Consider the following 26694-nt stretch of genomic DNA (forward strand, 5'->3'; position numbering starts at 1 on the left):
ACGATAAAGGGAATAAAAAAGAGATTGTAATTTGGTTTCAACCAAACTACAATCTCTTTTTGTTTAAATTAACGCCACCAAATCCAAGTCCAAAAGTAATTTCGTATATTTCGAGGGGTAATGCGTATAAAACGTTCGCCGTCAAAGAAACAATTGAAATTTGGAAGTGTTTCATCAGGATTTTTCGGAATAAAAGTGACGATGTTTTCGTTGCTTGTAACGGTTACTGTAATTGGTGGATCGGTAGGCGAGACTTGAAGTTGTAAAGAAATATCCGCCGTATTTTTAAATTCATTATTAACAGGTGGACTTATCACTTGTACTGTGAATAATACGATAATTGTTTCGTTTGGTTCCAAATTAGTAGCGACTAGGAAACCGATATTCGGATTCGCTAGTGGAGAGCGTTCGCTGTTAATAAAGACAGTACCGTTCATAAATTGTAAACCTGCTGGAATGGTATCTTGTAATGAAACATTTGAAAGTGAAATATCAGAAGTATTCGTAATACGCATCGTATAATCAAAATATTGGTTTAAATAAGCTGAGCTGACGGAAGCATCTTTCACTACTGTTGCAGTTATAAATTGAACTGGTATACGAACGATATTTGAATTGTCAATGAAAGTAATAATTGGGTCCTGTGGTGTCAATTGGAAGGCGGCTGTGACGGAAGCAGAATTGATAATTGTGCTGTTTGAAGGGATAGACGTGACGAGAACTTTAAATGCTATCTTTGCTACGGAGCCAGCTGGTAAAGCACCGATATTCATACCAGTGTCTGGACGGACATTTAGAACAGGAGTGCCGTTAATGGTTACGCTGTTTTCTATAAATGTTGTACCAGTTGGAATGGTATCTAAAATAGAAGTACTTATCGTAGGAATCGGGGAATGGTTCAATACCTCTAATGTGAATGTAATCATATCACCTATAACGGCAATAGATGTGTCGGCTGTTTTGTTAATACGAACCATAGGATCAACTACTGTTGTTGTAACGACATTTGTTTGCTTTGTAATTGTAATAGGTGGTTCATTCGGGTCAATGGTAACAGTATAGGAAACAGAAGCATCGTTATTAATTGCTGGTTGAAGAGTTGTAGGAGATATTGTTACTTGGAAAGTAAGGATAGTAGATTCATTAGGAGTAAGGCTTCCTAATGTAATACCGTTTTCAGGATTTTCATTAGGCTGATTGATTCCGTTAATCGTAACGCTGCCTGTAACGAAGGTTGTATCTACTGGTGCGGTGTCTATGGCAATAATATCTTCAATCGTTACATTACCACTATTCGTAATCGTAATTGTATACGTTACAGTTTGACTAGGTAAAGCATTCGAAGCATTAACAGACTTTATGGCAACGACATTATCATTTTGGACAGTTGTTGTGACGGTATTTGTTGTAGTCGTGTTTGTAACAGGTAAATTATTTGGATTGACTATATAGTTAAAAGTAGTAATGGCTTGGTTCGTCAATTCATTTGGTGTTGGGATAGAAGTCACGGTTACTTGGAATGAAGCGACAGCGTTTCCGCCGACAGTTATAGTATCAATTGGTATACCACTTACTGGATTAACTTCCGGAAGGGCTTCTCCGTTTACAATGACGCTATTTTCTATAAATGTAGTACCTTGAGGAATCATATCTTGAATGGTTACATTATTCGCTGCAACATTACCAGTTTGATTGAGTGTAATCGTATAAGTTAACGTGTCACCGACTGTTGCAAATGCACGGTCAACAGCTTTATTACTATTTAAATTTGCGTGATGAATTTCTGTTACGGCAGCTGATGAAATGATAGTTTCGGTAATAGGCGGCTGGTTTGGTATGGTGTATTGGTATTCGATTGTACTCGTGTTAGAGATTGGATTTGTTTGCGGAATCGAAGTAACCCGTACTTGAAATAGAATAGTTGCTGTCGTATTAGGCGGAATGTTATCAATTCGTATCCCGTTAAGTGGATTGTCACTTGGACGGGCGTTTCCATTCACAATAACACTATTATCTATAAAGCTCGTATTCGCCGGAATAATATCTGTAACGATAATGTTTTCAACTTGTATATTCCCATTGTTCGTGATGGAAATTGTGTAAGGGATAATCGTTTGTAGGTCAGCGTATTGGATAGGTGTTGTTTTTGTTGCAATTACATGAGCAGAAATAACTTCAGTGATAGTAATATTACTAGTCGATATTTGTTCTTCGCTATTAATTGTATAACGAGAAGTTGATTGATTTTGAATACGACCACTAGCTGGAAGAGCTACCACAGTAACGGAAAATGTGACTGGGATAGAAACGTTAGGAGCAATCGTTCCTACAAGTATACCAGTACTTGGATTCGCGTTAAGCTGAGGAATATTATTTACTAAAACGCTACCTTCTATAAAGGTTGTTCCGTCAGGTATATTGTCTGTAAATACAACAGTAGTAGCATCTGCATTTCCTATATTCGTTAAAGTTGTTGTATAAGTTAAAATGTCACCAATCGTTACAGAAGTTAAATCAACAGTTTTCAGTGAAACGATATCAGCATCATTAATTTGGACGAAAGTAGTATTGGAAGTAGTAGATTTTTGAATTGGTGCAAAGTCAGGATTGAAAATAAAGTCGTAGACGATGTTTGCAGTATTAGGCGTTGGATTTAAAGCTGGCAAATTCGTAACGGAAACTTGTAACGTTATTGTAGTCGCTTGCCCTGACGCAATATTAGGAATGAAAAAGCCGATATTCGGATCTGCTGCAGGAAGTACAGTGTTGTTAACTGTTACACTTCCCGGAATAAATACTGTTCCATCTTCTATAGTATCTGTAAAAAAGATGGAGTTAGTTGTAGTAGATCCGTTATTTTGAATGAATACTGTATATTCAATGGTGTCATCAATATTAGCTAATACTTTATTAGCAGATTTTGTAGCGATAAGAATCACATCAATAAATTGTATATTTGTAGTATTGGAAGAGGTTGTTTCTGAAATTGGTGGTGCGCTTTGTTCCGGTTTATATTCATAGTGTATAACAGCGATATTATTAATAGTATTTTGTGCAGGTATAGAGACTACATTTACTTGGAACGTAACAATAATCGTATTATTTGGAAGGATAATACCAAGATTGATACCGGTAATTGGATTTTCGTTAGGTCTTGGTATGCCGTCTACAAGGATGCTATTTGGAACGAATGTAGTGCCAGCAGCAATTGCGTCAATTAGGATAGTATTTGTAATAGGTACTGTACCAGCGTTTGTAACTGCGACTGTATATGTGATGATTTGACCGATACGTGTAATAGATCTGTTAGCAGATTTAATTGCACTAACATTTGCCGTCCGCACTTCAGTATTTACTGCATTTGATAATGATCTACGCTGAACAATCGGAGAACTAGGGTCAATTTGGTATTCATACGAAGTGTCTGAAATGTTAATGACAGTGTTGCCCTCTGGTATATTTGTAAGTTGTACTTGAAATGAAATAGTGACTGTTTCATTTTGTTGTATCGTGCCGAGAGTTATTCCATTTTGAGGATTTGCACCAGGCTGAATCACATTATTTATTGATAAGCTATCTTCAATGAATATAGTACCTTCTGGAAAGTTGTCAATGAACACCGTATTGTTAGCTGGAACAGTTCCTATATTTTGTATTGTATTTGTGTAGGTAATATTTTGCCCGATGGCTACGAAAGTAACATCCGCCTGTTTAACAGAAATAATATTTGCATTTTGAAGTGATGTTGTAACGATATTAGAATTTGCAGAGCGATTCACTGGTGGAGCTGTAGGAATACTTACATATTGGTAATTTACAGATGATTGATTTACAATTTCGGTTGCAGTTGGTGGATTATTTGTTTGTACTTGAAATAGTATTGTTTTGGAACTGTTTGGTGTAATCGTTCCAATTGGTATTCCGTTTTCTGGATTTACACCTGGCTGAAGTACACCGTTAATTGTGACACTGTAGGGAACGAATGTAGTCCCAGCTGGAATAGAATCTGTAAAAATAATATTTATTGCGTCAACGTTGCCGATATTTTTAACTTCAGAAATATAAAGTATAGTTCCGCCAATATCTACAGTTATTGGATTGGACGTTTTTGTAACTGTCAATTGTGCTTGCACGAAATTTGTAATGACAATATTACTTGTAGATGTTTCGGTAATAGGCGGTTGTCCTGGGTCTGGTTGAATTGTATATGTTGTATTAGATTGATTTGTAATCGATTGTTGCGAGAATGAATCGTTAATAAGAATTTGGAACGAAATAAGGTGAGTAGCGTTTGCTACTAGGTTAGGCAAAGTAACACCTGCATTTGGATTTGCACCAATTATAGCTGTTCCGTTAAGTTTAAAACTATTTTCTACGAATGTAGTCCCTTCTGGAATCGTATCTGAAAATATGAGATTAGTAGCTGGAATATTTCCGGTATTTTCTAGCGTTATCGTATAGGTCAAAATGTCACCGGTTGTTGCTTGTTGTGCATTGACAGCTTTTAAAGAAAGAACATTCGCATCCGAAATTTGTGTGAAAGCTGGATTAGACGTAATTGTTCGAGAGATGATAGGAGCAGTTGGATCGGCGATAAAAGTATAGTCAATATGGGCTATATTAGAAATTGGATTCACGTTTGGAATGGATTGAACGATAACTTGGAATGTGACGGTGACGATTTCTGAAGGTGCAATGGCGTTTAAGGAGATTCCTACGTTTGGATCAGCACCCGGAGCTGAAACGCCATTTATGGTTACGCTATTTGGAATAAATGCAGTTCCTTCTGGGACCAAATCTGTTAAAGTAACTGTATTTGCAGTTGTATTTCCGTTATTTTGAACCACTACCGTGTAAGTGATTGTACCGTCAGTAGATTGTACGAGAGAATCTGTATTTTTAATTACAGATAGCGATGCATCAACGACAGCTGTATTTACCGTATTAGATGAAGATGTTGCTGTAACTGGAGGTTGACTTGGGTCGACAATATAAGTGTAACTTGTAAGTGCTTGATTTATAATCGCTCCTTGTGGTGGAATAGAACTTGCAAGAAATTGGAACGTAATAGTAGCAGAATCACCTGGTGCGATAATACCAACTGGAATACCGAGAGTTGGACTTGCATCTGGAAGTGAAATCCCGTTAAGCGTGACACTATTTGGAACAAATAATGCCCCTTCAGGAACTCCGTTAATGAGTAATACAGAATTTGCAGGGAAGTTTCCAGTATTCGTTAATGTTGCTGTATACGTAATTATATCTAAGGTAGATACGATTGTACGATTTGCTTCTAAAACAGTTGTAACAGTCGCGTTATTAATTTGTGTGGAAGCACTATTAGAATTTATTGTGCCGGTAACAGGAGGAGAGGCCGGATCAACTATAAATTCGTATTGAATAGATGCAACGTTTGTAATTGGATTCGAAGGTGGAGTAGATGTAACTATGACTTGGAAAGTAGCAGTTAAGGAACTACCCGCGTTAACGGTTCCGATATTCACTCCGTTATTTGGATTTGCACCTGGAATGGTACTTCCATTTACAGTAAAACTATTTTCAACAAGAGTTGTTCCTGCTGGAATCGGATCTGAGAAATTTACATTCGTAGCGTTTGTATTGCCACTATTTTGAATTAAAACGGTATAAGTGATCGTGTCGCCGATGTTTGCAAAGGCGGTATTAGCAGTTTTTACGGCTGAAAGTATTGTTGAATTAATAGAAGTAACGAAGACGTTCGTTTCCACATTGCCAGGCTGAGCCTGTAATGCATTTCCTACGTTATATTGGAAGTTCACAAATCCTAAGTTTTGGAGTTCAGGTGTGAACGTTGTTGGGTTGCTTACAATTTGAACTTGGAATACGATTGTTACAGTTTGATTTGGAGTGATCGTATTTATGCCAACACCATCAATGATAGAAGCAGATGGTAATGGAGTGCCATCAACAATAACTGATCCTGCCACAAATTGTGTCCACGATGGTATCGGGTCTGAGAAAATAACGTTATTAGCCGGAATATTTCCTGTATTCGTAATCGTAGTTGTATACGTAATCGTATCACCAATCGTTGCAAAAGCTTTATCTGCAATTTTAATTGTGTTTAAAATTGCACTTTCGATTTTTGTGGAAACAGTAGTAGAAGTAATATTTTTTGAAACGGGAGGATTAGCTGGATTAACGATATGTTGGAAACTAACAATAGCTTGATTGGTAATTGGATTTATAGGTGGAATTTCATTGGCATTAATATGAAATGCTACGATGACAAACTGGTTTGGTGCGATATCTCCAATTGGAACGCCTGTCATTATGTCTGCATTTGGGATGGTAGTTCCGTTAAGTGTAAAACTATTCGGTTCAAAGGAAGTTCCGTCTGGAATTAGGTCGGTAAAAATAACATTCGTCGCACTAACATTGCCGCTATTTGTAATCGTAACTGAGTAGACAATATCTTGCCCAATATCTACTGTTTCCACATTTGAATTTTTTTGTGCAGTAAGGATAGCGCTATTAACTTGTGTTGTCGTTGTATTAGATTGATTGGAAGGCGAAATGAACGGCTGATCTGAATCAACAATATAACGGTAAGTGGTAAGAGCCGAATTAGAAATAGGATTGTTGATTGGCAGGGTTGAAACGATGGCTTGGAATGTGACAATTGATGTGTTTCCACCATTAATTGAACCGATATTTACACCAGTAGATAAATCAGCGTTTGGAATGGTTTGCCCATTAACTGTGAAACTGTTTGGAACGAAACTTAAATTGCTATCAAGTATATCGATAACGGTAACATCAGTTGCAGCCACATTCCCGGTATTAGGAAGGTTAAGTGTAAATGTTATTGTATTACCAACATCCGCAAAAGTAAGATCTGCTGTTTTTGTGCTAATAATATTTGCGTTGTTTATTTGAAGAAGTGTCGTATTGGAGGTAGCTGCACTCGATACTGGCGGATTCCCTGGATCAACAGTAAACTCATACGTCGTTGATGCTATATTTGGTGCAGGGTTAATAGGTGGGATGCTGTTAACCGTAACTTGAAATACGATACTATATATTTCATTTGGTGGAAGTGTTGCAAGTACTACACCTGTATTTGGATTCGCGTCAGGTTGTAAAACACCATCAACAGTTAATGTGTTAGGAACAAATGTGAGTCCACTTGGTAATGCATCTGTAAATACAATATTAGTTGCATCCGTATTTCCTATATTCGAAATAGACGTAGTATAAAAAGCAGTTTGCCCGATATCTGCAAAGGAGACACTTTCATTTTTCGTCATGGATAATATAGCTTCTTTAATTTGCGTTGAAACGGGATTACTAATTGAAGTTTCTGGATCAGGCGGTGAGACTAATTGGTACGATGTCGATGAGAAGTTTACAATTGTATTTTCAGTTGGTAATGAGTCCACGTTTACTTGGAATGAAACAGTTACTGTAGACCCAGCTGTTATAGGCCCAATATTTACTCCGTTCGATGGGTCCGCACCACTTTGAGAAACCCCGTTAATAGAAAATGAGTTTGCAATAAATGTAGTTCCGCTCGGCATTGTATCTGAGAAAATAACATTTTGTGCAGATGAGTTTCCATTGTTTGTTAAAGTAACAGTATAGGTGAGTGTGTCTCCAATACGACTAAAGGATTTATCGACTTGTTTTAATGAAAGAATGATAGCTGTGTTAATTGTAGTGAACACTGTGTTTGAAGTAACATTCCTTGAAACAATAGGGGCATTAGGGTCAGTGATAAATGTGTAAGAAGCACTAGCCGAATTGGCAATAGGATTTTGAACAGGAGTAGAAGTAGCGGTAACTTGAAATGCTATTGCTATTGAGCTGTTAGGAGCAATTGATCCAATTGTAATACCTGTATTAGGATTAAGACCAGTTTGTGTGATGCCATTTATTGTGACACTATCCAAAACGAACGTTGTACCGTCTGGAATAAGGTCAGTAAACGTAATATTCGTAGCATTTGTATTCCCACTATTCGTTAAAAGTGTCGTATAAGTAATAGTATCACCTAGTGTTACAAGTGTTTGATCAACTGATTTAATCATCGTTATCATAGCATCTAGTACAGGGTTTGTAACGCTGTTCGTTGAAGTAGAAGTAGTAACAGGAGCTGCGCTTGGATCAACGGTATAAGAGTATAAAATTGTATCGTTATCCATAATTGAACTTGAAGGGGGAATAGAAATAACAGTTACTTGGAAAGTAACGGTTACTGTTTCGCCAGGAGCGATATTGGGTATATTGACTCCAAGTGCTGGCCGTGCACCAAGTTGCTGCATACCATTGATTGTGACCGAATTTGGTATAAATGTAGTGTTGGCTGGAATAGCGCTTGTGAACGTAATATTCGTTGCTGCAGTATTTCCTGTATTTGTAATAGTAGTTGTATACGTAATCGTATCTCCGACAGAAAGAATGGATTTATCAGCACTTTTTGTAGTAGTTAATATAGCACTATTAATAGTTGTCGAAACAGTATTAGATATATTCGTTTGTGATACGGCAGGTTGGCTAGGATCGACCACATGTGAATACTGTACAGAACTAAAATTTGAAATTGGATTTATACTTGGAATGTTTGTTACAAGTACGTTTATCGTAATAGCAATCGTACTGCCAGGATTTATATTTCCAACTTGAATTCCGTTAGCGGGGTTTCCAATTTGCTGAGCACCAGAATCATTTACAAGAGTACCAGATATAAATGTCGTTCCATCAGGCAAAATATCCGTGAAAAGTATATTTTGTGAAGTGACATTTCCAGGGTTGCTTAATGAAATTGTATAGGAAAGTGTATCCCCGATCTTTGCAAAAGTTTTATCTACAGATTTAATTGCCAAAATTTCTCCGGAATTTATTTGTGTTGAAACCGGATTAGATGTTGTACTTCGTGAAACGAGTGGTAAATTAGGCCCTGTCATAAATTGATAATTAATAGAAGCTCCGTTTACAACGGGGGAGTTTGGTCCCCCAGGTCCGATTGTAAAAATAGGATTTGGGATGCTAACCACTTGCACACGAAAGGTGACGTTTATAAAATCTCCTGCAATAATATCCCCAATTGGTATCCCGTTCGCCGGATTTACTCCAGGTAATAAAACCCCACCTACTCGAACGCTATCTTCTATAAATACTGTATTATTTGGAATCGGATCTGTAAAAGTGATATTAGTAGCAGTTGTGTTTCCTATATTCTCCAATAAAACTGTATAAGTTAAAAATGAATTTCCGGGTGCGATGTCAGAAAATAGACGATCGACACTTTTTGTTGCTTGAATAATTGCTTCGTTAATTTGCACTAAAGTTGGATTACTTGTAGCTGTTTCTGTCACTGGCGGCTGGGTAGGATCCACAATGATAGAATATGTCGTACTGGATTGATTCAACGTAGGATTTGTAGCTGGTATTGAGCCAACGATAGCTTGAAAGCTAATTGTTGTTGTTCCTCCAACTGGAATGGGGTCTAAAGAAATCCCGCTATCTGGTCTAAATCCAAGTTTTGGGATGGTATTAATTTGTAAGCTATCAGGAACGAATGAAAGTTCAGGTGGTAATATATCGATAAAAACAGGTGTGTTTGCGGTAGTATTTCCGCTATTAGTGAGAGTAGTTGTATACGTAATTGTATCTCCGACAGCAGCAAATGCACTGCTTGCAGTTTTTGTTGCGATTACGGAGGCTGTATTTACTTGTGTAAAAGTTTTATTGGATTGAACGGTTCGTGAAACAGGCGGTTCATTTATATCAACAATAAAGCTATATTGAAGCGATGAGCTGTTAGGAATTGGATTCGGATTTGGGATCGTTGTAATGTTTATTTGAAAGCTGAGTATAACTGATGCATTTGAATTTATGTTACCAATATTGATACCGTTTTGTGGATTAGCATTAGGAATAGTCGTTCCATTTACTGTGAAACTATTTGGGATAAACGTCGTACCATCTGGAATTAAATCTGTAAAAATAACATTGTTTGCGGTAGTGTTCCCGGAATTAATAATGGTAGAAGTGAAAGTGAGTGTATCTCCAATAGTAGCGAATGTTGAATTGACAGTTTTATTTATAGATAGAGTAGCATCAATAATTGGAGTAACCGTCGTATTCGTAATTGTACTACCAACAGCAGGTGATTGGTTTGGATTCACGTTATATTCATAATTTACAAGAGCATTATTTGTTAATGTGCCACTAGGTGGTATCGCTAAAATTTGTGCTTGAAAAGTAATGAATATAGTATCTCCGGGAGGAATATCTGCTAAGTGAATACCAAGTGATGGATCTAATCCTGGCTGTGGAACATTATTAATAGTTACAGAATTCTGGATAAATGAAGCCCCTGCGCCAAGTCCATCCGTTAAAACAGTTGCACTAGCGGGAATATTTCCTGTGTTCGTAACTGCAATCGTATAGGTAACGATATCTCCAATTGCAGCAGTCGGTGTGTTCACTGATTTCGTAGCGATGATTGTAGCGTTATTAATTTGAGTTGTTATTACGTTACTTAACGCATTGGAGGATGTTGGAGGTAAGTTAGGATTTACGAAATATTGGTACGTTGTGTTACTTTGGTTCGGGATAGGGTTCGGATTCGGAATGGAATTTACTTGCACTTGGAACGAGATGGTCGTATTTGCATTAGGATTTATCGGATCAATTGCTATGCCATTTGCTGGATTTGCATTAGAGAGCGTAGTACCATTTACTGTTACGCTATTTGGAATAAAAGATGTCAAGCTTGGAATGGTATCTGTAAATACTATACTTGATGCAAGTGTGTTCCCAATATTCGTTAAAGTAGTCGTATACGTAATAATATCATTTACGTTCGCAAACTGTTTATCAGCAGATTTTGCAGAGGTAATCGTAGCGTTATTAATAGCTGTTTGTACAGTGTTAGAAGCAACCATCTGCATGATGGCTGGTTTGGATGGATCGTACGTGTATTGGAATGTAGTGCCTGATTGATTCGTAATTGGATTTACAGCAGGAATAGTTGGTACAAAAACTTGGAATGAAACGGTACGTGATGAATTTGCCACAATCGTACCGATCAAAATGCCGTTAGCAGGATTTGCATTTGCTATAGGGACACCGTTAATCGTTACAGTATTAGGAAGAAAGATGGTACCATCTGGAATGATATCTGTAAACGTTACATTAGTGGCAGGGATATTGCCGTTATTCGTTAAAATTGTTGCATAAGTTATGACATCGCCAACATCAGCGAAATTTGTACTTGTTAGTTTCGTAGCAACAAGATTTGCGGTGTTAATTTGTGTCGTTACGATATTGCTAGTGGCATTTCTAACAACAGCAGGTAAATTTGGATCTGCGATAAAGCTATATTGTAGTGCAGCACTATTTTGAATTGGATTTGGTGAAGGTAAACTATTTGCACTAATTTGAAAAACAATGGTTGTAATTCCACCTGTGGGAATTGTTCCAACTTGAAGACCAACACTTGGATCAGCACCTAGCTGTAAAGCGCCGCCTATAAAAATACTATTTGGTACAAGAGTCGTACCAGGAGGGAGTATGTCGGTAACAACTACATTATTCGCTGGAGTATTCCCAAGGTTCGCTAAGGCAATTGTATATGTGATTGGTTGCCCAACATCAGCAATAGTTAAATCTACCTGTTTGACAATAACTACATTTGCTAAATTAATTTGTGTGCTTACAGTGTTACTTAAAGAGGTTTCTATAGTTGGTGGATCGCCTGGATTTAGAATAAAGCTATACTGTGTACTAGATGAATTTGTTGTTGGATTTTGTGTAGGTAAAGCAGTGACGGTTACTTGATAAGAAACAGTAATTTCACCGTTAGCAGGAATGGAAGGTAACGGAACACCGGCGTTTGGATCAGCGTTATTTTGGAGTACACTATTAATAAGGAAAGTGTTTGGAATAAAGGTAGTACCGTCTGGATTCGTATCAACGAAAGTAGGGCTATCAGCAGTAACACTTCCTGCATTCGTTAAAAGAATAGTATAAGTTAATACATCCCCAACAGTAGCAAACGCCCGATCCACTGTTTTTGCTGAAATGACATTTGCATCGTTTACTTGAGTAAATGTAGTGGTTGAAGTAGTGTTCTTACTTACAGGTGAAGCGTTTGGATCCACGATAAAGTTATAGGAAATAGAAGCGCTATTTGAAATAGGATTTGGATTTGGGATGCTAGTTATTAATACTTGGAATGAAGCTGTAATTGTAGTATTTGCATTGATGCTACCAATATTGATGCTAGCTGGTGTAACACCTGGCTGAGCAACATTGTTAATTGTAACACTGTTTGGTACAAAGGCAGTACCATTCGCAATTGAATCGGATAGTACTACATTGTTCGCCGCAACATTTCCATCGTTTGTAAGAGCAAAGGTATAAGTTAATACATCTCCAACTTCCGCAAATGTTTTATCTACAGACTTCGTAGCTTGAAGGTTTGCTAGTCTAATTGTTGATGTAACAGAATTAGAATTTGCTGTTTTTGAAGTTGGTGGCAGACTTGGATTAACAGTATATAGATAAAAAGCGAAAGCATTATTAATGATAGGATTTTGGGCGGTAATATTAATGACTGTTACTTGGAAAGAAAGAGTAAAAGTAGCTCCGCCAGGAATTGTTCCGATAGGTAAAGCGACGAGAGAATTTACATTTTGCAAAACTCCATTTAGTGTTACAGTACCAGGAGTCAATATCGTTCCATTTGGAAGTGGATCTGTTAGTTGCACGTTAGTTGCGGCTGTATTTCCACTGTTTGTAATGAGGATTGTATAACTTATCGTTTCGCCAATTGTAGCAAATTGTTTGTTTGTTGATTTTGTTAATGTTAAATTCGCGTTGTTAATTTGAGTGGAAACAAGATTAGAAGAGATATTTTTTGTAACGGGTGATTGGCTAGGATTGACGGTATATTGATAAGAAGCGCTTGATCCATTAGAAACGACATTTGACGCGGGTATTGTGTTTACTACTACTTGAAACGAAACATTTTTTGTTGTGCCAGTTGGGATGGATCCTACATTTACACCGTTAGCAGGATTTGCTCCAACTTGTGTCGTTCCATCTATTGTTAAACTGTTGAGAACAAAAGTTGTTCCAGTAGGAATGATATCTTTAAAAATAACGTTATTCGCATTCGTATTACCTGTACCTGTAAAGGAAACAGTGTACGTTAGTGTATCACCAATATCTGCAAAATTTTTATCTACCGCTTTCGTCATTGTGACAGTAGCGTTATTCACTTGAGTAGATACGATATTGGTCGTATCACTCCCACTTACTGCTGGTTGATTTGGCACAGGAATGTATTGATAAGTTGTTGTGCCACTATTTAATATTGGATTTGTTTGCGGGATAGAAGGAACGAATACTTGAAATGAAACAGTAGTCGTAGAATTAGCAGCAATGGTTCCAATGGATATACCATTAGCGGGATTCGCTCCAGCTTGAGTAACGCCGTTAACAGTTACACTCCCTGGAATGAAAGTTGTCCCGCTAGGAATCGGATCCGTATATATAACGTTCGTTGCCGCGATATTTCCTATATTAGCTAAGGCAATACTGTATGTTAACGTTTCTCCAATATCAGTAAAAAGTTTGTTAACTGATTTTGTACCATTAATATCTGCAAGATTAATTTGTGTTCCTGCAGAGTTGCTTGTTGCAAGACCGTTAAAAGTTGTTCCTCCGGCAATTGGTGTATATTGAAATGTAATATTCGCAGTGTTAGAAATTGGATTCGGATTTGGAAGGGAAACGACAGTTGCTTGGAAAGTTACTGTACGAGAAGCGTTATTATTAATGGTTCCAAGAGATATACCAGCAGCCGGGTTTGCATTTGTTTGTGGTATGCTATCTACCGTTACAGTGCCAGGTATAAAGGAAGTGCCGTTAGGAAGACTGTCTATAAAAATAACGTTATTGGCAGGAAGAAGCCCGGTATTAGGGATAGTAACGGTATAAGTGAGAACATCTCCAATTGCTGCGACGCTTTTATTCACGCTTTTCGTTGCTTGTATGTTAGGCGAGTTTATATTAATTTGTAATCCGACTGTATTTAACATATATGCATCTCCGTTAGTTGTTAAACGGATTGCGGCGGATACTTGGGAATTTGTTAAATAAGGAGAAATATCAATAGAAGTAATGTCCCAGCCTTGTCTCCCAGCAGAGATGTTTGTGCTTGTAGAAGCACTTTGATTTCGTGTTCCAAATGTCCCGGTTGTATCTAAATTTCCCACAGCATTATTCACTTGAGAACCGAAGAAATTATTTACAGCATTATTTGGCCCGGATAATGCATTTAATGAACTGAAATTTGGTCCAAATAATGCTTGATCCCCAGTTAAATCAGCATCCCCTTCAGTAGAACTTATAAATAATCTCCCGCTTACAGGTCCTCCGGCAGGTGTTAAAAACCCTGAGACAGATACATCTGCACTACCAGTTTCTACAGAAACACGGTTACCAGCTACGTAAATTGTTAAATTTCTTGCGGGTAAGGAACCGTTTTGATAAGCGACAATGAGCGTCCATCCAGAAGAATTGATAGCTCCGTTAGAAGCATCTAAAGGATCAACAAGTCCAGGGACAGAACCGGTTGTATAAGAGCCAGATCCTCCAGCTTGGACGAGGGATGTTACATCTGCGGAACGTGTATAAAATCCAAATGTGACAGATCCAGAAACGAATGTTTGATTTGAAGCTGTAACAGCTGAAGGGGTAATCGAGTATGTTGAAACAGGTGTTGTAAAAGAAACCGGGTTTCCTAATACACTCGTAATGTTTTGATCACGAGATAAGTAGTTTCCACCCCAAACGAGTTCTGCGTAAAGAATAGTACTACCAGCAGGGATATTTAAAATAGCGGTAGAACTATTTTGTGTATAGCTTAATGTTGTACCAGCAGGAAAACTCGGTACTTGTAAAGCGGTATTTGTAGTTATAAATGCACCAATTGCCCCGATTGTACCAGCCCGGTTTTGATTACTAATTTTACTTAAGCCTAAAGTATTACCTGTAATCGCGAGTGCGCCGTTAGTGGTGGTAGAAAATCGATTCGTAATGGGCATGTTGTCACCTCATTTATAATATAGTCTTGGTCAAAATAGGATATGTGTGTGACAAATAAAGGGAAACATGTACAAGTTGATTTAATAATAATGATTTAAATGTCTAGAGAAGGGGATGAAGTATGCTTGAATTGGAAATTAAGGTGGAGCGTCTTAGGGACGAACAAATAGGCGATATTGTAGCATTATCTTCTTATATTGGGTGGGATTATAACAAAGAAGAAATTGAGACTATTTTTGATTCAGGTATTATATACGGTGTGTGGAATAAGAGAAAGGAACTTATTGCTAGCGCAGCAATTATATTATATGGGGAGAAATTAGCGTCTATCGGAATGGTCATTGTACATCCAGATTATAAGGGGAGAGGGATTGGAAAGGCGATAACGAATTCATGCATTAAGAGCGTATCGGCTCAAACCCCAATTATGCTTATTGCTACGGATGAAGGAAAGCCGTTATATGAAAAACTAGGATTTAGGGCAGTAAGCTATGTTTCTAGATACATATGTAACTCGTACAATGTGAATGATTATTGTGTAGGAAATGAAGATTATATGATGAATTATGAAGAGTGTGATTTAGAAGAAATAATAAAATTAGATGAAAATGCGTTTGGAACAAATAGAGAAGAGTTTTTAACGAAAAGAATGATGCAAAGTGAACAGTGCATCGTAGTAAAGGACAATAAACAAAATGTATTAGGTTACGGTTTGAGTGTACAAACACCAGAAAATAAAATAATAGGTCCAGTCGTTGCTAAAAATGATGAAATGGCAATGCGAATTGTGCATCATTTAGCAAGAGAGCATCATGGTAAATTAAGAATTGATGTACCAGAAGGAAAGAAAGGTTTCATGAAAGAATTAGAGATTACTGGTTTTCAAAAGGTTAATACACCGCCAATTATGATGAGAAATAGTGATCAATTTTTGAAAAGAAATGGGGAACTATACAGTATTGCAGCGCAAATTTTTGGATAAAAAAGAATCCTTCTAAATGAAGGATTCTTTTTTATTAATCACGATATTGGTCGTGAGTTGGTTGGAAGAGGTCTTCCTCGATATCTCTCACCATAGAAAAATGATCCACATTATAATGACCGTGTAGAACTTTATTATGGTGCTCGATAATTTGTTCTGCAGATAACACGTTAGAATCAGTTGTGGAATGACCGTTTTTAATTAATGTAACATCAAATCCTTGTACAGTAGCTGTTCTAACTGCGGTGTCGATGCAATGTTCTGTTTTACATCCACCGATAACGATATGATTAATTTTTTCTTCTTTTAAAAGTTCAAGTAGAGAAGTGCCATAGAATGCGTTTGTTGCTGCTTTATTAATAAGGATTGCAGACTGAGGTACTTTAATTTCATTATGTACTTCAAATCCTTCTCCGCTACCAGAAGCAACATCGATATCTCTTACGAAAACAATAAGGGCATTTGCATCTATCGCTTTCTGTACGGCTGTATTTAGTGTAGATAATAACTCTTTTTTACGAAAAACTTCTTTTTCTTGTTCATTCCCATCCATTAATTCTTGCTGCGCATCGATAATTAATAGTGCTTGTTTCATCGTGTCTCCCCTTTAATATGAAATAAGTTCCACTATACATATTCATTCATATTGCAAGGAAATCCTTTATTGTCTATGCAGTAGACGATAGATTTACAAAGTTGTCAAAGAAATTTCATTCTCATAGCGTGTAAAAACATGTATGATAGGAGATGGAGAATTTTTGAGTAGGTGGGAATATCATGCAAACAGTAGAAGATTATCTTTCATTCTTACATACGAAAGGATTTAAACTATCAGAGGAAGCACAAGGGTTTATTATGTTCGGACAAGGATATACTGGTGCATCTGATGGAATTGTGAACGCAGCAATAGAAGCGACAATTAAACATCAATTACAGTTTGATGGGAGTTATTTTGTTGCGTTATTAGAACGTTTGAAAGAAGAAGAAATTACAGATAAAAAAAGCGCTAAGGCTTTTATGCGGAAGTTACAAGCATAACTTCACGCAGCCTGCGCTTCTTTTTTTGTTTTGGAAGGTAATTCAACAAAAACCATGCCTAGGAAAATACATAGGCATCCGATAATAGCAGAAATAGAAAGTTGTTCGTTTGCAACGAGAACGCCTGTTAATGCAGCAAAAACAGGCTCCATTGCGAAAATAATTGCTACTCTCGTTGGAGACGTATGTTTTTGTGCTGATGTTTGAATAAAAAAAGCAATGGATGTCGCAAATAGGGAAGTTAGAAATAGAGCGAATAAAAAGGAAGAATTCGTCCATAGTGCTACTGAAAATAATTTTTCCCAATCTTCAAACAAAAAGGCGCAAATAGAAGAAAACATACCGACAGCTAATACTTGCGACGTGCTTAATAATAAAGGTGATATTTTCTTAGAGAAGAAGCCGTTAACAAGAATATGGGCAGCGAAAGCAACTGCACAACCGAGAACGAGTATATCTCCAATGTTTAATTGAAAAGAATCACCAGCAGTTAATAAGTATAAACCTGCTGTTGCTACAGCAATGCCCATTACGATAAAAATGGTAGCTTTTTGTTTTAAAAAGATAAAAGACAAAATTGGTACCATAACGATACTAAGACCTGTTAAGAAACCAGCTTTTGAAGAAGTTGTATAAAGTAAGCCGAATGTTTGTAATACATAGCCAACGCATAAAAAAAATCCAACGATTAATCCAGCGAGACTACTCTGTTTTATATCTTGTTTTGAAGATTTTTTTGAGAAAATCATTTGAACGAATAATAAAATAATTCCAGCGAATAAAAAGCGAATACCATTAAAAGTAAATGGACCAACGAAAGACATAGCATTTTGAACGACAACAAATGTAGCTCCCCAAATAAAAGAGACAAATAATAAAGCAAGAGGAGCAACCCAATCTTTTTTCACACTCATACCCCCGTTAATTTTGTAAGATAGCTTTTCTAGCTAACTCATCAGCAACTTTATTTTGACTACTTGGAATCCACTTAATAAAAAAGAGATCGAAACTTTTTATGTACTGTAATGCTTCTTCTAATAGTGGTGCAAACATTTTATTTTTTGCGTATTCTTTTTCGACAGCTCGCTCGACAAGTTGCGAATCTGTACGAAAAGAGACAATGTTATAATTATGCTCCGTGCAATATTTTAATGCCGCAAGTAAAGCGTGGTATTCTGCTTCATGATTGGACATTGTCCCAAGGGGCAATGATAATTGTACAGCTGGTTGCACCCCTTTAATAAACACTCCAGCACCAGAAGGACCAGGATTTCCTTTTGATGCACCATCAATATATACTTCAATCAAAATGAGAAACCTCCAAATTATAAGATGATCCCCTACTTATATGTTTCTTTGAAGTAGGGGATAGAGTAACTTAGCCGATTGTAATACTATAACGACATGTAAATGTTTCATTCGCTTGTAAAGATTGAATTCCTTTTTTTTCCTTGAAATCTTTTGCTGGATTTACTTCATCAGCAATACCGTACCAAGGTTCAATACATAAGAAAGGTGCGTTCTCACCTGGTGTCCATACGCCAACAAATGGGAAGCCATCAAATTCTACTTTTACAAATTTATTATGTTTATGAGAACGAATAGAGATTTCATCCGTATTCATATTTTCAAAAATAAGCGCATCATTTTTGAATAAATCGTATGTAAGTGGTAATTCATTCGTATTTTCAGCGATTAATTGTTTTTTACTTGAAAGGTAAGGTCCTTCTAATACGCTTGTTTCTAAGCGTTCAGAACCATTAAATGATAAATGATAATCTGTAAATGATTCGCCCTCTAATAAGGGGAAGTTGAAACCAGGATGTGCTCCGATTGAGAAGAACATCTCTTTTGAAGTAGGGTTATTTACTTCATATGTTACATGAACGATTTGTCCGTCTAGCTCATAAGAAACGAGTAATTCGAATTCGTATGGGTATTTTTTTAATGTTTCTTCATTACTAGTTACAATATAAGCGATTTTCGTTTCACTTTGTTCTTGTACAGAGAATGTAAGATCACGAGCAAAGCCGTGTTGTGTTAAAGAATATGGTTTACCATCTACGTAGTATGTATTATCTACTAATCGGCCGACAATTGGGAATAAAATTGGTGCGCGGCGCCCCCAATAAGAAGAATCGCCTTGCCATAAGTATTCAGTGTTATCTTCTTTTAAGCGAACGCTTTGTAATTCTGCACCTTTGTCAGAAATGGAAACGACCACTTTTTCATTTTGAATTGTTGCTGTCATGAAGTGAAACCTCCTAAAACTTTCATATGTTTTATTATACGTTGTCTAAAAGAAAAAAGGTAGTTAATGATAGGAATCTATTGACGAGAGAGTGTGTATTGCGTAGAATATATTCTTGTTGCTTAAAAAACGAATAACGTGGTTCGAAACCATCCCACGTAAAAAAACTAAGGAGATTTTGTCATGAATATAAGAACATTAGTCGGTAATGGTATTTTAGCGGCATTATATATTGCTGTTTCTATGCTTATTCAGCCATTTGGCTTTACGAGTGTACAGTTTCGTATTTCAGAGATGTTTAATCATCTTGTTGTATTTAATAAGAAAGCAATTTACGGAATTGTATTAGGTGTATTTTTAACAAATCTCTTTTTCTCACCTATGATCGCTTACGATTTAGTATTTGGAGTAGGGCAATCTATTCTTGCATTAGTTGCAACGATTATTTCTATGCGATTTATTAAAGGTGTTTGGGCTCGTATGATTTTTAATACAGTTATTTTTACAATTACAATGTTTATGATTGCAATTGAGCTTCATCTTGCATTTGATTTACCATTTATGTTGACTTGGTTAACATGTGCCGTCGGTGAATTTGTTGTCATGGCAATTGGTATGCCTGTAATGTACTGGATTAATAAACGAGTACAATTTGAAAGATTTATGCAATAGATGAAAGAGCTATTCCTATAGGGGTAGCTCTTTTTGTATGTAATCATATTGAATATAATGCTGTGACTCTTGATACAATATAATAAAATAAAGTGAGGCTTTCATTAGCTGACTACATATAAGAAGTCTTATATAAGGGGAATCTAGTATGAAATATAAAATTCATTGGTTGTATAAAACAAAGAGCGGATTGCAGACGGAATTAACGACAGATTATATGAACATAGAAGATGTATTGCAATTTGCAGAGGATTTCGAGAAAACAGGAAGAGTGAAAGAACTATCATTTTATGATGAAATGGATGCAGAATGGTCATTAAAGGAAATGAAAAAGCTGAGTAAACAAGTGGAGGAAGAGCCCCAAGAAATCCTCGTTTATTTTGATGGCGGTTATGATGTACAGACGAAAGAAGCTGGAGTAGGTATATGTGTATACTATAAAAAAGGAAATACAAAATACCGAATTCGCCGTAATGCATATATAGAAGGTATATATGATAATAATGAAGCGGAATATGCATCATTACTATATGGCATGAATATACTCGAGGAATTCGGAATTAAGTATGAAGCAGTTACACTTCGCGGCGATTCTCAAGTTGTACTGCAGCAATTGGCTGGAGAATGGCCTTGTTATGATGAGCATTTAAATCATTACTTAGATCAAATTGAACAAAAAGCGAAGCAAATGAAATTAAAACTTGTATGTGAGCCGATATCTAGAAAACAAAATAAAGAAGCGCATCAATTAGCTACGCAAGCATTAGAAGGAACAGTCATTGATAGTCATAAAGAAATAACCGAATAGAGAGGTGCAAAGGTGGATAAAAAGCAACTCATTACAGAGGTAAATGACTTATTAGAAACGTATTGTGAAGGATGTTTCTTGCGAGAACATAATCGAAAGACAAATAGTAAGTATTACGCTCATTCATTTTGTATACGACAATGTACAGTTGGAGAAACATTGAAAAAGTATGGGGAACAGTTATCATGAAAAACATCCAGAGAAAATTCTCTGGATGTTTTTTAGTGTCTTGCTTCATTTAATTGATGCTCGCATTTACTTAATTTCTTTTCCTCATTCATTAAAAATGGCTCATCTAAATCTGTCGCAACAGATTTCATAATTTCAAGCTGAGAGCGAGCGGCTTCTACAGCAGTAGTCGCATGCTCTAATGTATCTGGATCCATTGAAATTGTCGCTGACCCTACCATTTTTTGTGCTGTTTCTACACGGAATTTCACTTCTTCAAAATCATTTACTTCTGATCCCATTATTACTTCCTCCTTTGTATATTGCGCATTTCACATAGTTTTTGCTCTGTAAAACGGAAATATACAAAGGAATAACAAAGGAGGTTACCAAGTAAGGTAACCTCCTGTTATATGTTGGATTAAAGTTTTACTACGTTAGCAGCTTGAGGTCCGCGGTTTCCTTCAGTGATATCGAAAGATACTTCTTGACCTTCTTCTAAAGCTTTGTAGCCGTCACCTTGAATAGCAGAGAAATGTACGAATACATCGTCAGCGCCTTCCATTTCGATAAATCCAAAACCTTTTTCGTTGTTAAACCATTTTACTTTTCCTTGCATGTTACAATTCCTCCTAAAAACATTTGCTTTTTTCATTTAGTGAAATTCATTTGAAAGATAATATAAACTAAAAATGCTATAATCTTGAATATTCTGCTAAATGATTAATTTAAATATACACGAATTGGTAGAAATTAGTCAAGTAAGCGATTTTATTTTTTGTATTTTTAAATAATTTTTCAGCCGAATTTTTAAATAGGTATAGGACAGGCCGAGTATGTAATATTCTTAATTGAATGCTATACATAATGAGGTGAAAGAAAGAATGAACGAGTCTTATTTATTAGATAATGAAGGAATGAGAACGAGAACTGACATACCAAATTGGGTTGCAAAAGAATTTCAAAATTTTTCGAGTGTCGTGCTAGAACCAACTTTCCCATGTTATTTCGGCTTAACAGCTTTGAAAAAGAATGAACTTCGTTATTCATTTCTCTCTCATAATGATTGGAGTCATTTGCCACATACAATGTTATCTTTTTTAGAGTTAATGAAAGAGCGCCCAATTGTAAGAAGAGGATTCTTTCTTTTTGTGGAACCGGAATGTGAGGAACAATCACTGGAATATTATCGTGATTACTTTTGGAAAGTACTACAATATTTACATGAAAACGATGACCAAACATGGCCGAAGCAAATTCCTGAAGACCCAGACCATTACTTATGGGAATTTTCATTTGGTGGTGAACCGATATTCGCATTTGGAAATGCGCCAGCTTATAAACAACGAAAAACTAGGCATTTAGGAAATTCTCTCGTTATTGGATTTCAACCGCGTACCATCTTTGATGGATTAGAAGGGGATCGCCCTAAAGGAGCATATTCAAGACAAACGGTCCGAGATCGAGTTGAAAAGTGGGATCAGCTGCCGAAACACCCTAACATTAGTCATTATGGTGATCCAGATCATCGCGAATGGAAACAATACTTCATAGGAGACGATGTAGAGCCGATAAAAGGAAAATGTCCTTTTCTTCATAAGTTAGAAAAGTAAGAGCCATCATCCAGATGGTTCTTTTGCATATTTTGGATAAAAAAGGGTATTTTAGTAGTAAATATTTTGATGAAAGCTAGTCTATTTTTAATCATTACATCATTACTTAATAGTAAAGGAAGTAGAAAGGATAGAGCGATGTTTGGAGCGATTATACAACAAATTGTATTAGGTATTTCATTAGCTGCGCCAGTAGGTCCGATTAATATTGAAATGTTAAAACGAGGAATTGAACGAGGTTTTTGGCATGCATGGGTTGTTGGAATTGGTGGAATGACTGCAGATATTTTGTTTATGCTTCTCATTTATTTCGGTTTATCTTCTGTGTTTATGTATACATATGTACAAGCTTTTATGTATTGCACAGGGTTTTTCTTATTATTTTATTTAGGATTTCAAAGTGTAAAACAAGGAATTTCCCACTCGAATATGGAATATAAAAAGGAAGAGGTAGGTGGCCTTAAACAATCGTTTATGGCAGGTTTTTTAATTGCGATATCCAATCCATTAAATCTTGTTTTTTGGTTTGGTATATACGGAAGTACACTTAGCTCATTGCTTACGAAGGTAACGAAACAAGAAGCCTTTTTATACAGTCTTTGTATTATCGTTGGCATTATTTTATGGAATTTAAATATTGCTTTTTCTGTCCATTTTGGCAGAACTTTATTAAAGCAAAAAGCACTTGGCTATATAACAGCCGGAGCCGGTATTATTTTAGTAGGATATTCTATCCATTTTGCATACAAAGCTTTACAGTTGTTCACATAAGATTGAAGGGGAGATTTTTATGTATCGAACCACTATTGACGGAAAAGAAATTATTATTACGTTAGCACCCAAAATCCGAAAAGAAATTACTGATAGGAATCCACTATATGAAGCGGTATTTCATAATGCAGCAAGATTACTGCAAACAAAGCAACCAACGTTTGCGCTAAATCATGAAATATTTGGGCTCATTATTGGAGAGGTACAAAGAGGAGAAGTAACAGTGTTTGCGGTGGAACATATTATTCCAAAGCAAAATATATTTGGATCGAACAATTTTTTCTCGACAATAGAGCAGCAGGCAAATTTGTAAAGTGAATAGAATAAAATAAAAAATAGAAGAAATAGTCGTAACGATATGTTGCGGCTGTTTTTTTGGAAAAGGGGGAAGGAAGATGAAGAGAGTGGGGAAAGAGTTCTTTTTACAACATGATATCGTTATTATGTATAGTATTTTATTTATTTTCATCATTATTTTAAAAATGCAATTTTTCACATGGATCGGTATGTTCGCGTGTTTGTTTGGGATTGTTTTTTATACGCTTAACGAATATATGACACATCGGTTTTTATTCCATTTAAAGCCACCTAAAAACGTATTTTTATTAAAAATGTTAAGAAGATTACATTATGATCATCATGTATATCCAGATGATTTAAAACTATTGTTTTTGCCTGTATGGTTTAGTATACCTAGCTTTACTATATATTTACTTATAGCATATGGTATAACAAAAAGTGCTACTATTACACTTTCATTCGGAATTGGAATGATTATCATGCTTCTCGTTTATGAATGGAAACATTATATTGCACATAAGCCGATTCGTCCGTTCACTAAGTTTGGAAGATGGCTAAAAAAACAGCACATATTACACCATTATAAAAATGAAAAGTTTTGGTTTGGTGTTTCAAATCCAGTATTCGATTTCATATTTGGAACGCTTAAAGATGGGAAAGACGTTGAATTAAGCGAAACAGCTCGTAATTTAGAAAAAGAGAAAAAGACAGAAGTAGTGCGATAAGCACTACTTTTTTTATTTGGAAATTTGCCGGGTGGTAAAACTCCCGCCTCACAATCCGGCAAATATGAGGAAGTTAGATGGAAGATAACTTCCTGTAAAGCTTGACTGGTAAGGAATTGAAGTGCGTAATTTTTATGTTGAAAAAGTATATTAAAAACTTAGGAGAAATTGGCGAAAAATGTCTATCGAAAAATCTTTGCAGGAATGTATGGATTGTCTAAAATAGAAATAAGTTTCTGAATATTTATAAAATTTAGTCTTTAGGTATACAAGGGGGAATTGTATTTTCAGTAAGAGAGGGGAATGGGAATGAAAAGAGATGATACGTCAGCACGTAAGTTACAAAATGAAGTGAATTATACAGAGGTTGTTCAGTCAGAAGAATTTCAATTGCTATTAAATACGAAAAAGAAGTTTATCGTTCCGATGAGTATTTTCTTTTTAAGCTTTTTTATTGCATTACCTATTTTAACATCGTATTCAAAGGTGCTCAATACACCAGCATTTGGGGATGTTACGTGGGCATGGGTGTTTGCATTTGCGCAATTTATCATGACGTGGTCATTATGTATGATTTATAGCAAAAAAGCAGAATCCTTTGATAAAATCTCGCGAAAAATTCTACAAGATATGCAAAAAGGGAGGGGCTAACTTTGAATGTAACCGCTTTTGCATTATTTTTAATCATCGTTCTTGGTACACTCGTCATAACTTATTTTGCATCGAAGAAAACGAAAAATGCGAGTGAGTTTTATACAGCTGGAGGGGGATTAACTGGTTGGCAAAATGGTCTGGCCATTGCGGGAGATTATATGTCTGCTGCGTCTTTTCTTGGTATAGCCGGAGCGATCGCATTGACTGGTTTTGATGGGTTCTTTTATAGTATCGGTTTCTTAGTTGCTTACTTAGTTGTATTATACTTAGTTGCAGAGCCACTTCGAAATTTAGGGAAGTACACGTTAGCAGATATGATTGCGGCGCGTTTTGATGCGAAAAAAGTTCGCGGCGTTGCAGCGCTTAATACGATGACGATTTCGATTTTTTATATGATTGCACAATTAGTTGGGGCTGGTGCACTTATTAAATTATTATTAGGGATCGAATATACGACATCCGTTTTAATCGTTGGTACATTAATGACAGTGTACGTTATTTTTGGCGGAATGACTGCGACGAGCTGGGTACAAATTGTTAAGGCTGTATTACTTATGGCTGGTACATTTATTATTTCTGTTATCGTTTTCTCAAAATTTAATTTTAGTGTGACTGAAATGTTCGCTCAAATGAAAACAGCTACGCCATTAAAAGATTCATTTTTAAATCCAGGAGTAAAGTATAAGGATGGTCTTGATACACTGTCTTTAAATTTAGGACTAGTTCTTGGTACTGCCGGATTACCACATATTCTTGTTCGCTTTTTTACAGTACGTGATGCAAAAACGGCACGGCAATCTGTTGTATACGCTACGTGGTTAATTGGCGCATTTTATATTATGACAATCTTCTTAGGATTTGGGGCAGCAGCATTTGTAGGAAATGAGGCAATTATGAAAGCAAACCCTGCTGGTAATATGGCAGCACCTTTATTAGCTAAAGCGTTAGGTGGAGATTTCTTATTTGCTTTCGTATCAGCAATTGCCTTTGCAACTATTTTAGCTGTAGTGGCAGGACTTGTATTAACAGCAGCAGCAGCATTTGCACATGATTTTTATAATGAAATTATTCGCAAGGGGAAATCAACGGAAAAAGAGCAAGTGTCAATGGCTCGCTATGCGTCTATTGGGGTAGCGGTATTATCCATTATACTAGCGTTATTTGCTCAAACATTGAACGTAGCATTTTTAGTTTCATTAGCATTTGCAGTTGCAGCGAGTGCAAATCTACCAGTTATATTATTCACAATATATTGGAAGCGCTTCAATACAACGGGTGCTATTTCGGGTATGGTCGTTGGTCTTGTATCAGCAATTGTTCTCGTAGCACTAAGTCCAAATGTTTGGAACCCTGTAGCTGGAAAAGCTATATTTGTTGGGGAAGCGATTTTCCCATATACGACACCTGGAATTATTTCAATTCCGCTTGGATTCCTTGCAGCATATTTAGGAACCGTGTTATCTAGTAAGAAAGAAGATGCTGCGAAATTTGATGAGATTCTTGTGAAATCTAATACAGGTCATGGTGTTAGTGATGCATCGTCACATTAAAAAGAGAAGGGCTTTTCGATATATAAGAAAAGCTCTTTTTTTCTTGTAAATATTACTGTA

18 protein-coding genes and 1 riboswitch are annotated in these 26694 nt (G+C 36.3%); of the genes, 11 read left to right on the forward strand and 7 right to left on the reverse strand.

What is annotated here, in order from left to right; translation table 11 throughout:
• Positions 1–68: 68 nt before the first annotated feature.
• Entirely contained in the window at positions 69–15101 is a 15033-nt protein-coding gene (locus DT250_RS19860; protein WP_149213590.1) for a DUF7507 domain-containing protein, read from the reverse strand.
• A 122-nt stretch (positions 15102–15223) separates the two neighbouring features.
• On the opposite strand from DT250_RS19860, the gene DT250_RS19865 reads away from it, so the two are divergent.
• Positions 15224–16084, forward strand: a complete 861-nt coding sequence (locus DT250_RS19865) for a GNAT family N-acetyltransferase (protein ID WP_149213591.1) — start codon at positions 15224–15226, stop codon at positions 16082–16084.
• Positions 16085–16118: 34 nt separating this feature from the next.
• Here DT250_RS19865 and DT250_RS19870 read toward each other — a convergent pair whose 3' ends face one another.
• The gene (locus DT250_RS19870) at positions 16119–16679 is read right to left on the reverse strand and encodes a cysteine hydrolase family protein (protein ID WP_149213592.1); all 561 of its coding nucleotides are present in this window, start codon (positions 16677–16679) and stop codon (positions 16119–16121) included.
• Positions 16680–16861: 182 nt separating this feature from the next.
• Here DT250_RS19870 and DT250_RS19875 point away from each other — a divergent pair, with 182 nt between their 5' ends.
• Entirely contained in the window at positions 16862–17122 is a 261-nt protein-coding gene (locus DT250_RS19875; protein WP_001195212.1) for a DUF6123 family protein, read from the forward strand.
• A gap of 2 nt (positions 17123–17124) precedes the next feature.
• Here DT250_RS19875 and DT250_RS19880 read toward each other — a convergent pair whose 3' ends face one another.
• The 3 genes from DT250_RS19880 to DT250_RS19890 all read right to left on the reverse strand — a co-directional run bounded on the left by DT250_RS19880 (position 17125) and on the right by DT250_RS19890 (position 19373).
• Positions 17125–18030: a DMT family transporter gene (locus DT250_RS19880; RefSeq protein WP_048543452.1), complete on the reverse strand. Its 906-nt coding sequence runs from the start codon at positions 18028–18030 to the stop codon at positions 17125–17127.
• A 13-nt stretch (positions 18031–18043) separates the two neighbouring features.
• On the reverse strand, positions 18044–18430 hold the full coding sequence (locus DT250_RS19885; RefSeq protein ID WP_000573873.1) for a reverse transcriptase-like protein: 387 nt from the start codon (positions 18428–18430) through the stop codon (positions 18044–18046).
• A gap of 70 nt (positions 18431–18500) precedes the next feature.
• Positions 18501–19373 (reverse strand): aldose 1-epimerase family protein, encoded by an 873-nt coding sequence (locus DT250_RS19890; protein ID WP_087985585.1) that lies wholly within the window; start codon positions 19371–19373, stop codon positions 18501–18503.
• A gap of 132 nt (positions 19374–19505) precedes the next feature.
• Positions 19506–19550, forward strand: a riboswitch (PreQ1 riboswitch).
• 6 nt (positions 19551–19556) lie between these two features.
• Between DT250_RS19890 and DT250_RS19895 the strand changes: the two genes are divergently transcribed.
• From DT250_RS19895 to DT250_RS19905, 3 genes are all read left to right on the forward strand, one after another.
• Positions 19557–20045 (forward strand): QueT transporter family protein, encoded by a 489-nt coding sequence (locus DT250_RS19895; protein ID WP_048543446.1) that lies wholly within the window; start codon positions 19557–19559, stop codon positions 20043–20045.
• Positions 20046–20193: 148 nt separating this feature from the next.
• Positions 20194–20853, forward strand: coding sequence for a ribonuclease H family protein (locus DT250_RS19900; protein WP_048543444.1), 660 nt, complete (start codon positions 20194–20196; stop codon positions 20851–20853).
• Positions 20854–20865: 12 nt separating this feature from the next.
• Positions 20866–21042, forward strand: a complete 177-nt coding sequence (locus DT250_RS19905; protein WP_000358801.1) for a zinc-finger domain-containing protein — start codon at positions 20866–20868, stop codon at positions 21040–21042.
• A gap of 32 nt (positions 21043–21074) precedes the next feature.
• Here the strand turns inward: DT250_RS19905 and DT250_RS19910 are convergent, their stop codons facing one another.
• Positions 21075–21323 (reverse strand): DUF2564 family protein, encoded by a 249-nt coding sequence (locus DT250_RS19910; RefSeq protein WP_000534395.1) that lies wholly within the window; start codon positions 21321–21323, stop codon positions 21075–21077.
• Between the two features lie 119 nt (positions 21324–21442).
• On the reverse strand, positions 21443–21640 hold the full coding sequence (gene cspB / locus DT250_RS19915) for a cold shock-like protein CspB (protein ID WP_001161731.1): 198 nt from the start codon (positions 21638–21640) through the stop codon (positions 21443–21445).
• Positions 21641–21905: 265 nt separating this feature from the next.
• On the opposite strand from cspB, the gene DT250_RS19920 reads away from it, so the two are divergent.
• The 6 genes from DT250_RS19920 (at position 21906) to DT250_RS19945 (ending at position 26634) form a co-directional block, all read left to right on the forward strand.
• A complete protein-coding gene (locus tag DT250_RS19920) occupies positions 21906–22634 on the forward strand; it encodes a YqcI/YcgG family protein (protein ID WP_001005942.1) in 729 nt (242 codons plus the stop codon).
• Positions 22635–22772: 138 nt separating this feature from the next.
• Positions 22773–23405, forward strand: coding sequence for a LysE family transporter (locus DT250_RS19925; protein WP_000466560.1), 633 nt, complete (start codon positions 22773–22775; stop codon positions 23403–23405).
• 19 nt (positions 23406–23424) lie between these two features.
• On the forward strand, positions 23425–23718 hold the full coding sequence (locus DT250_RS19930; RefSeq protein WP_000286360.1) for a hypothetical protein: 294 nt from the start codon (positions 23425–23427) through the stop codon (positions 23716–23718).
• A gap of 82 nt (positions 23719–23800) precedes the next feature.
• Positions 23801–24430, forward strand: a complete 630-nt coding sequence (locus tag DT250_RS19935; protein ID WP_000832138.1) for a sterol desaturase family protein — start codon at positions 23801–23803, stop codon at positions 24428–24430.
• Positions 24431–24739: 309 nt separating this feature from the next.
• Positions 24740–25081, forward strand: coding sequence for a DUF485 domain-containing protein (locus DT250_RS19940; protein WP_098499156.1), 342 nt, complete (start codon positions 24740–24742; stop codon positions 25079–25081).
• A gap of 2 nt (positions 25082–25083) precedes the next feature.
• Positions 25084–26634, forward strand: a complete 1551-nt coding sequence (locus tag DT250_RS19945; protein ID WP_149213593.1) for a solute symporter family protein — start codon at positions 25084–25086, stop codon at positions 26632–26634.
• Positions 26635–26694 lie beyond the last annotated feature (60 nt).

Origin of the sequence: Bacillus sp. AR2-1 (assembly GCF_008368755.1) — a bacterium.
Classification (GTDB): domain Bacteria; phylum Bacillota; class Bacilli; order Bacillales; family Bacillaceae_G; genus Bacillus_A; species Bacillus_A wiedmannii.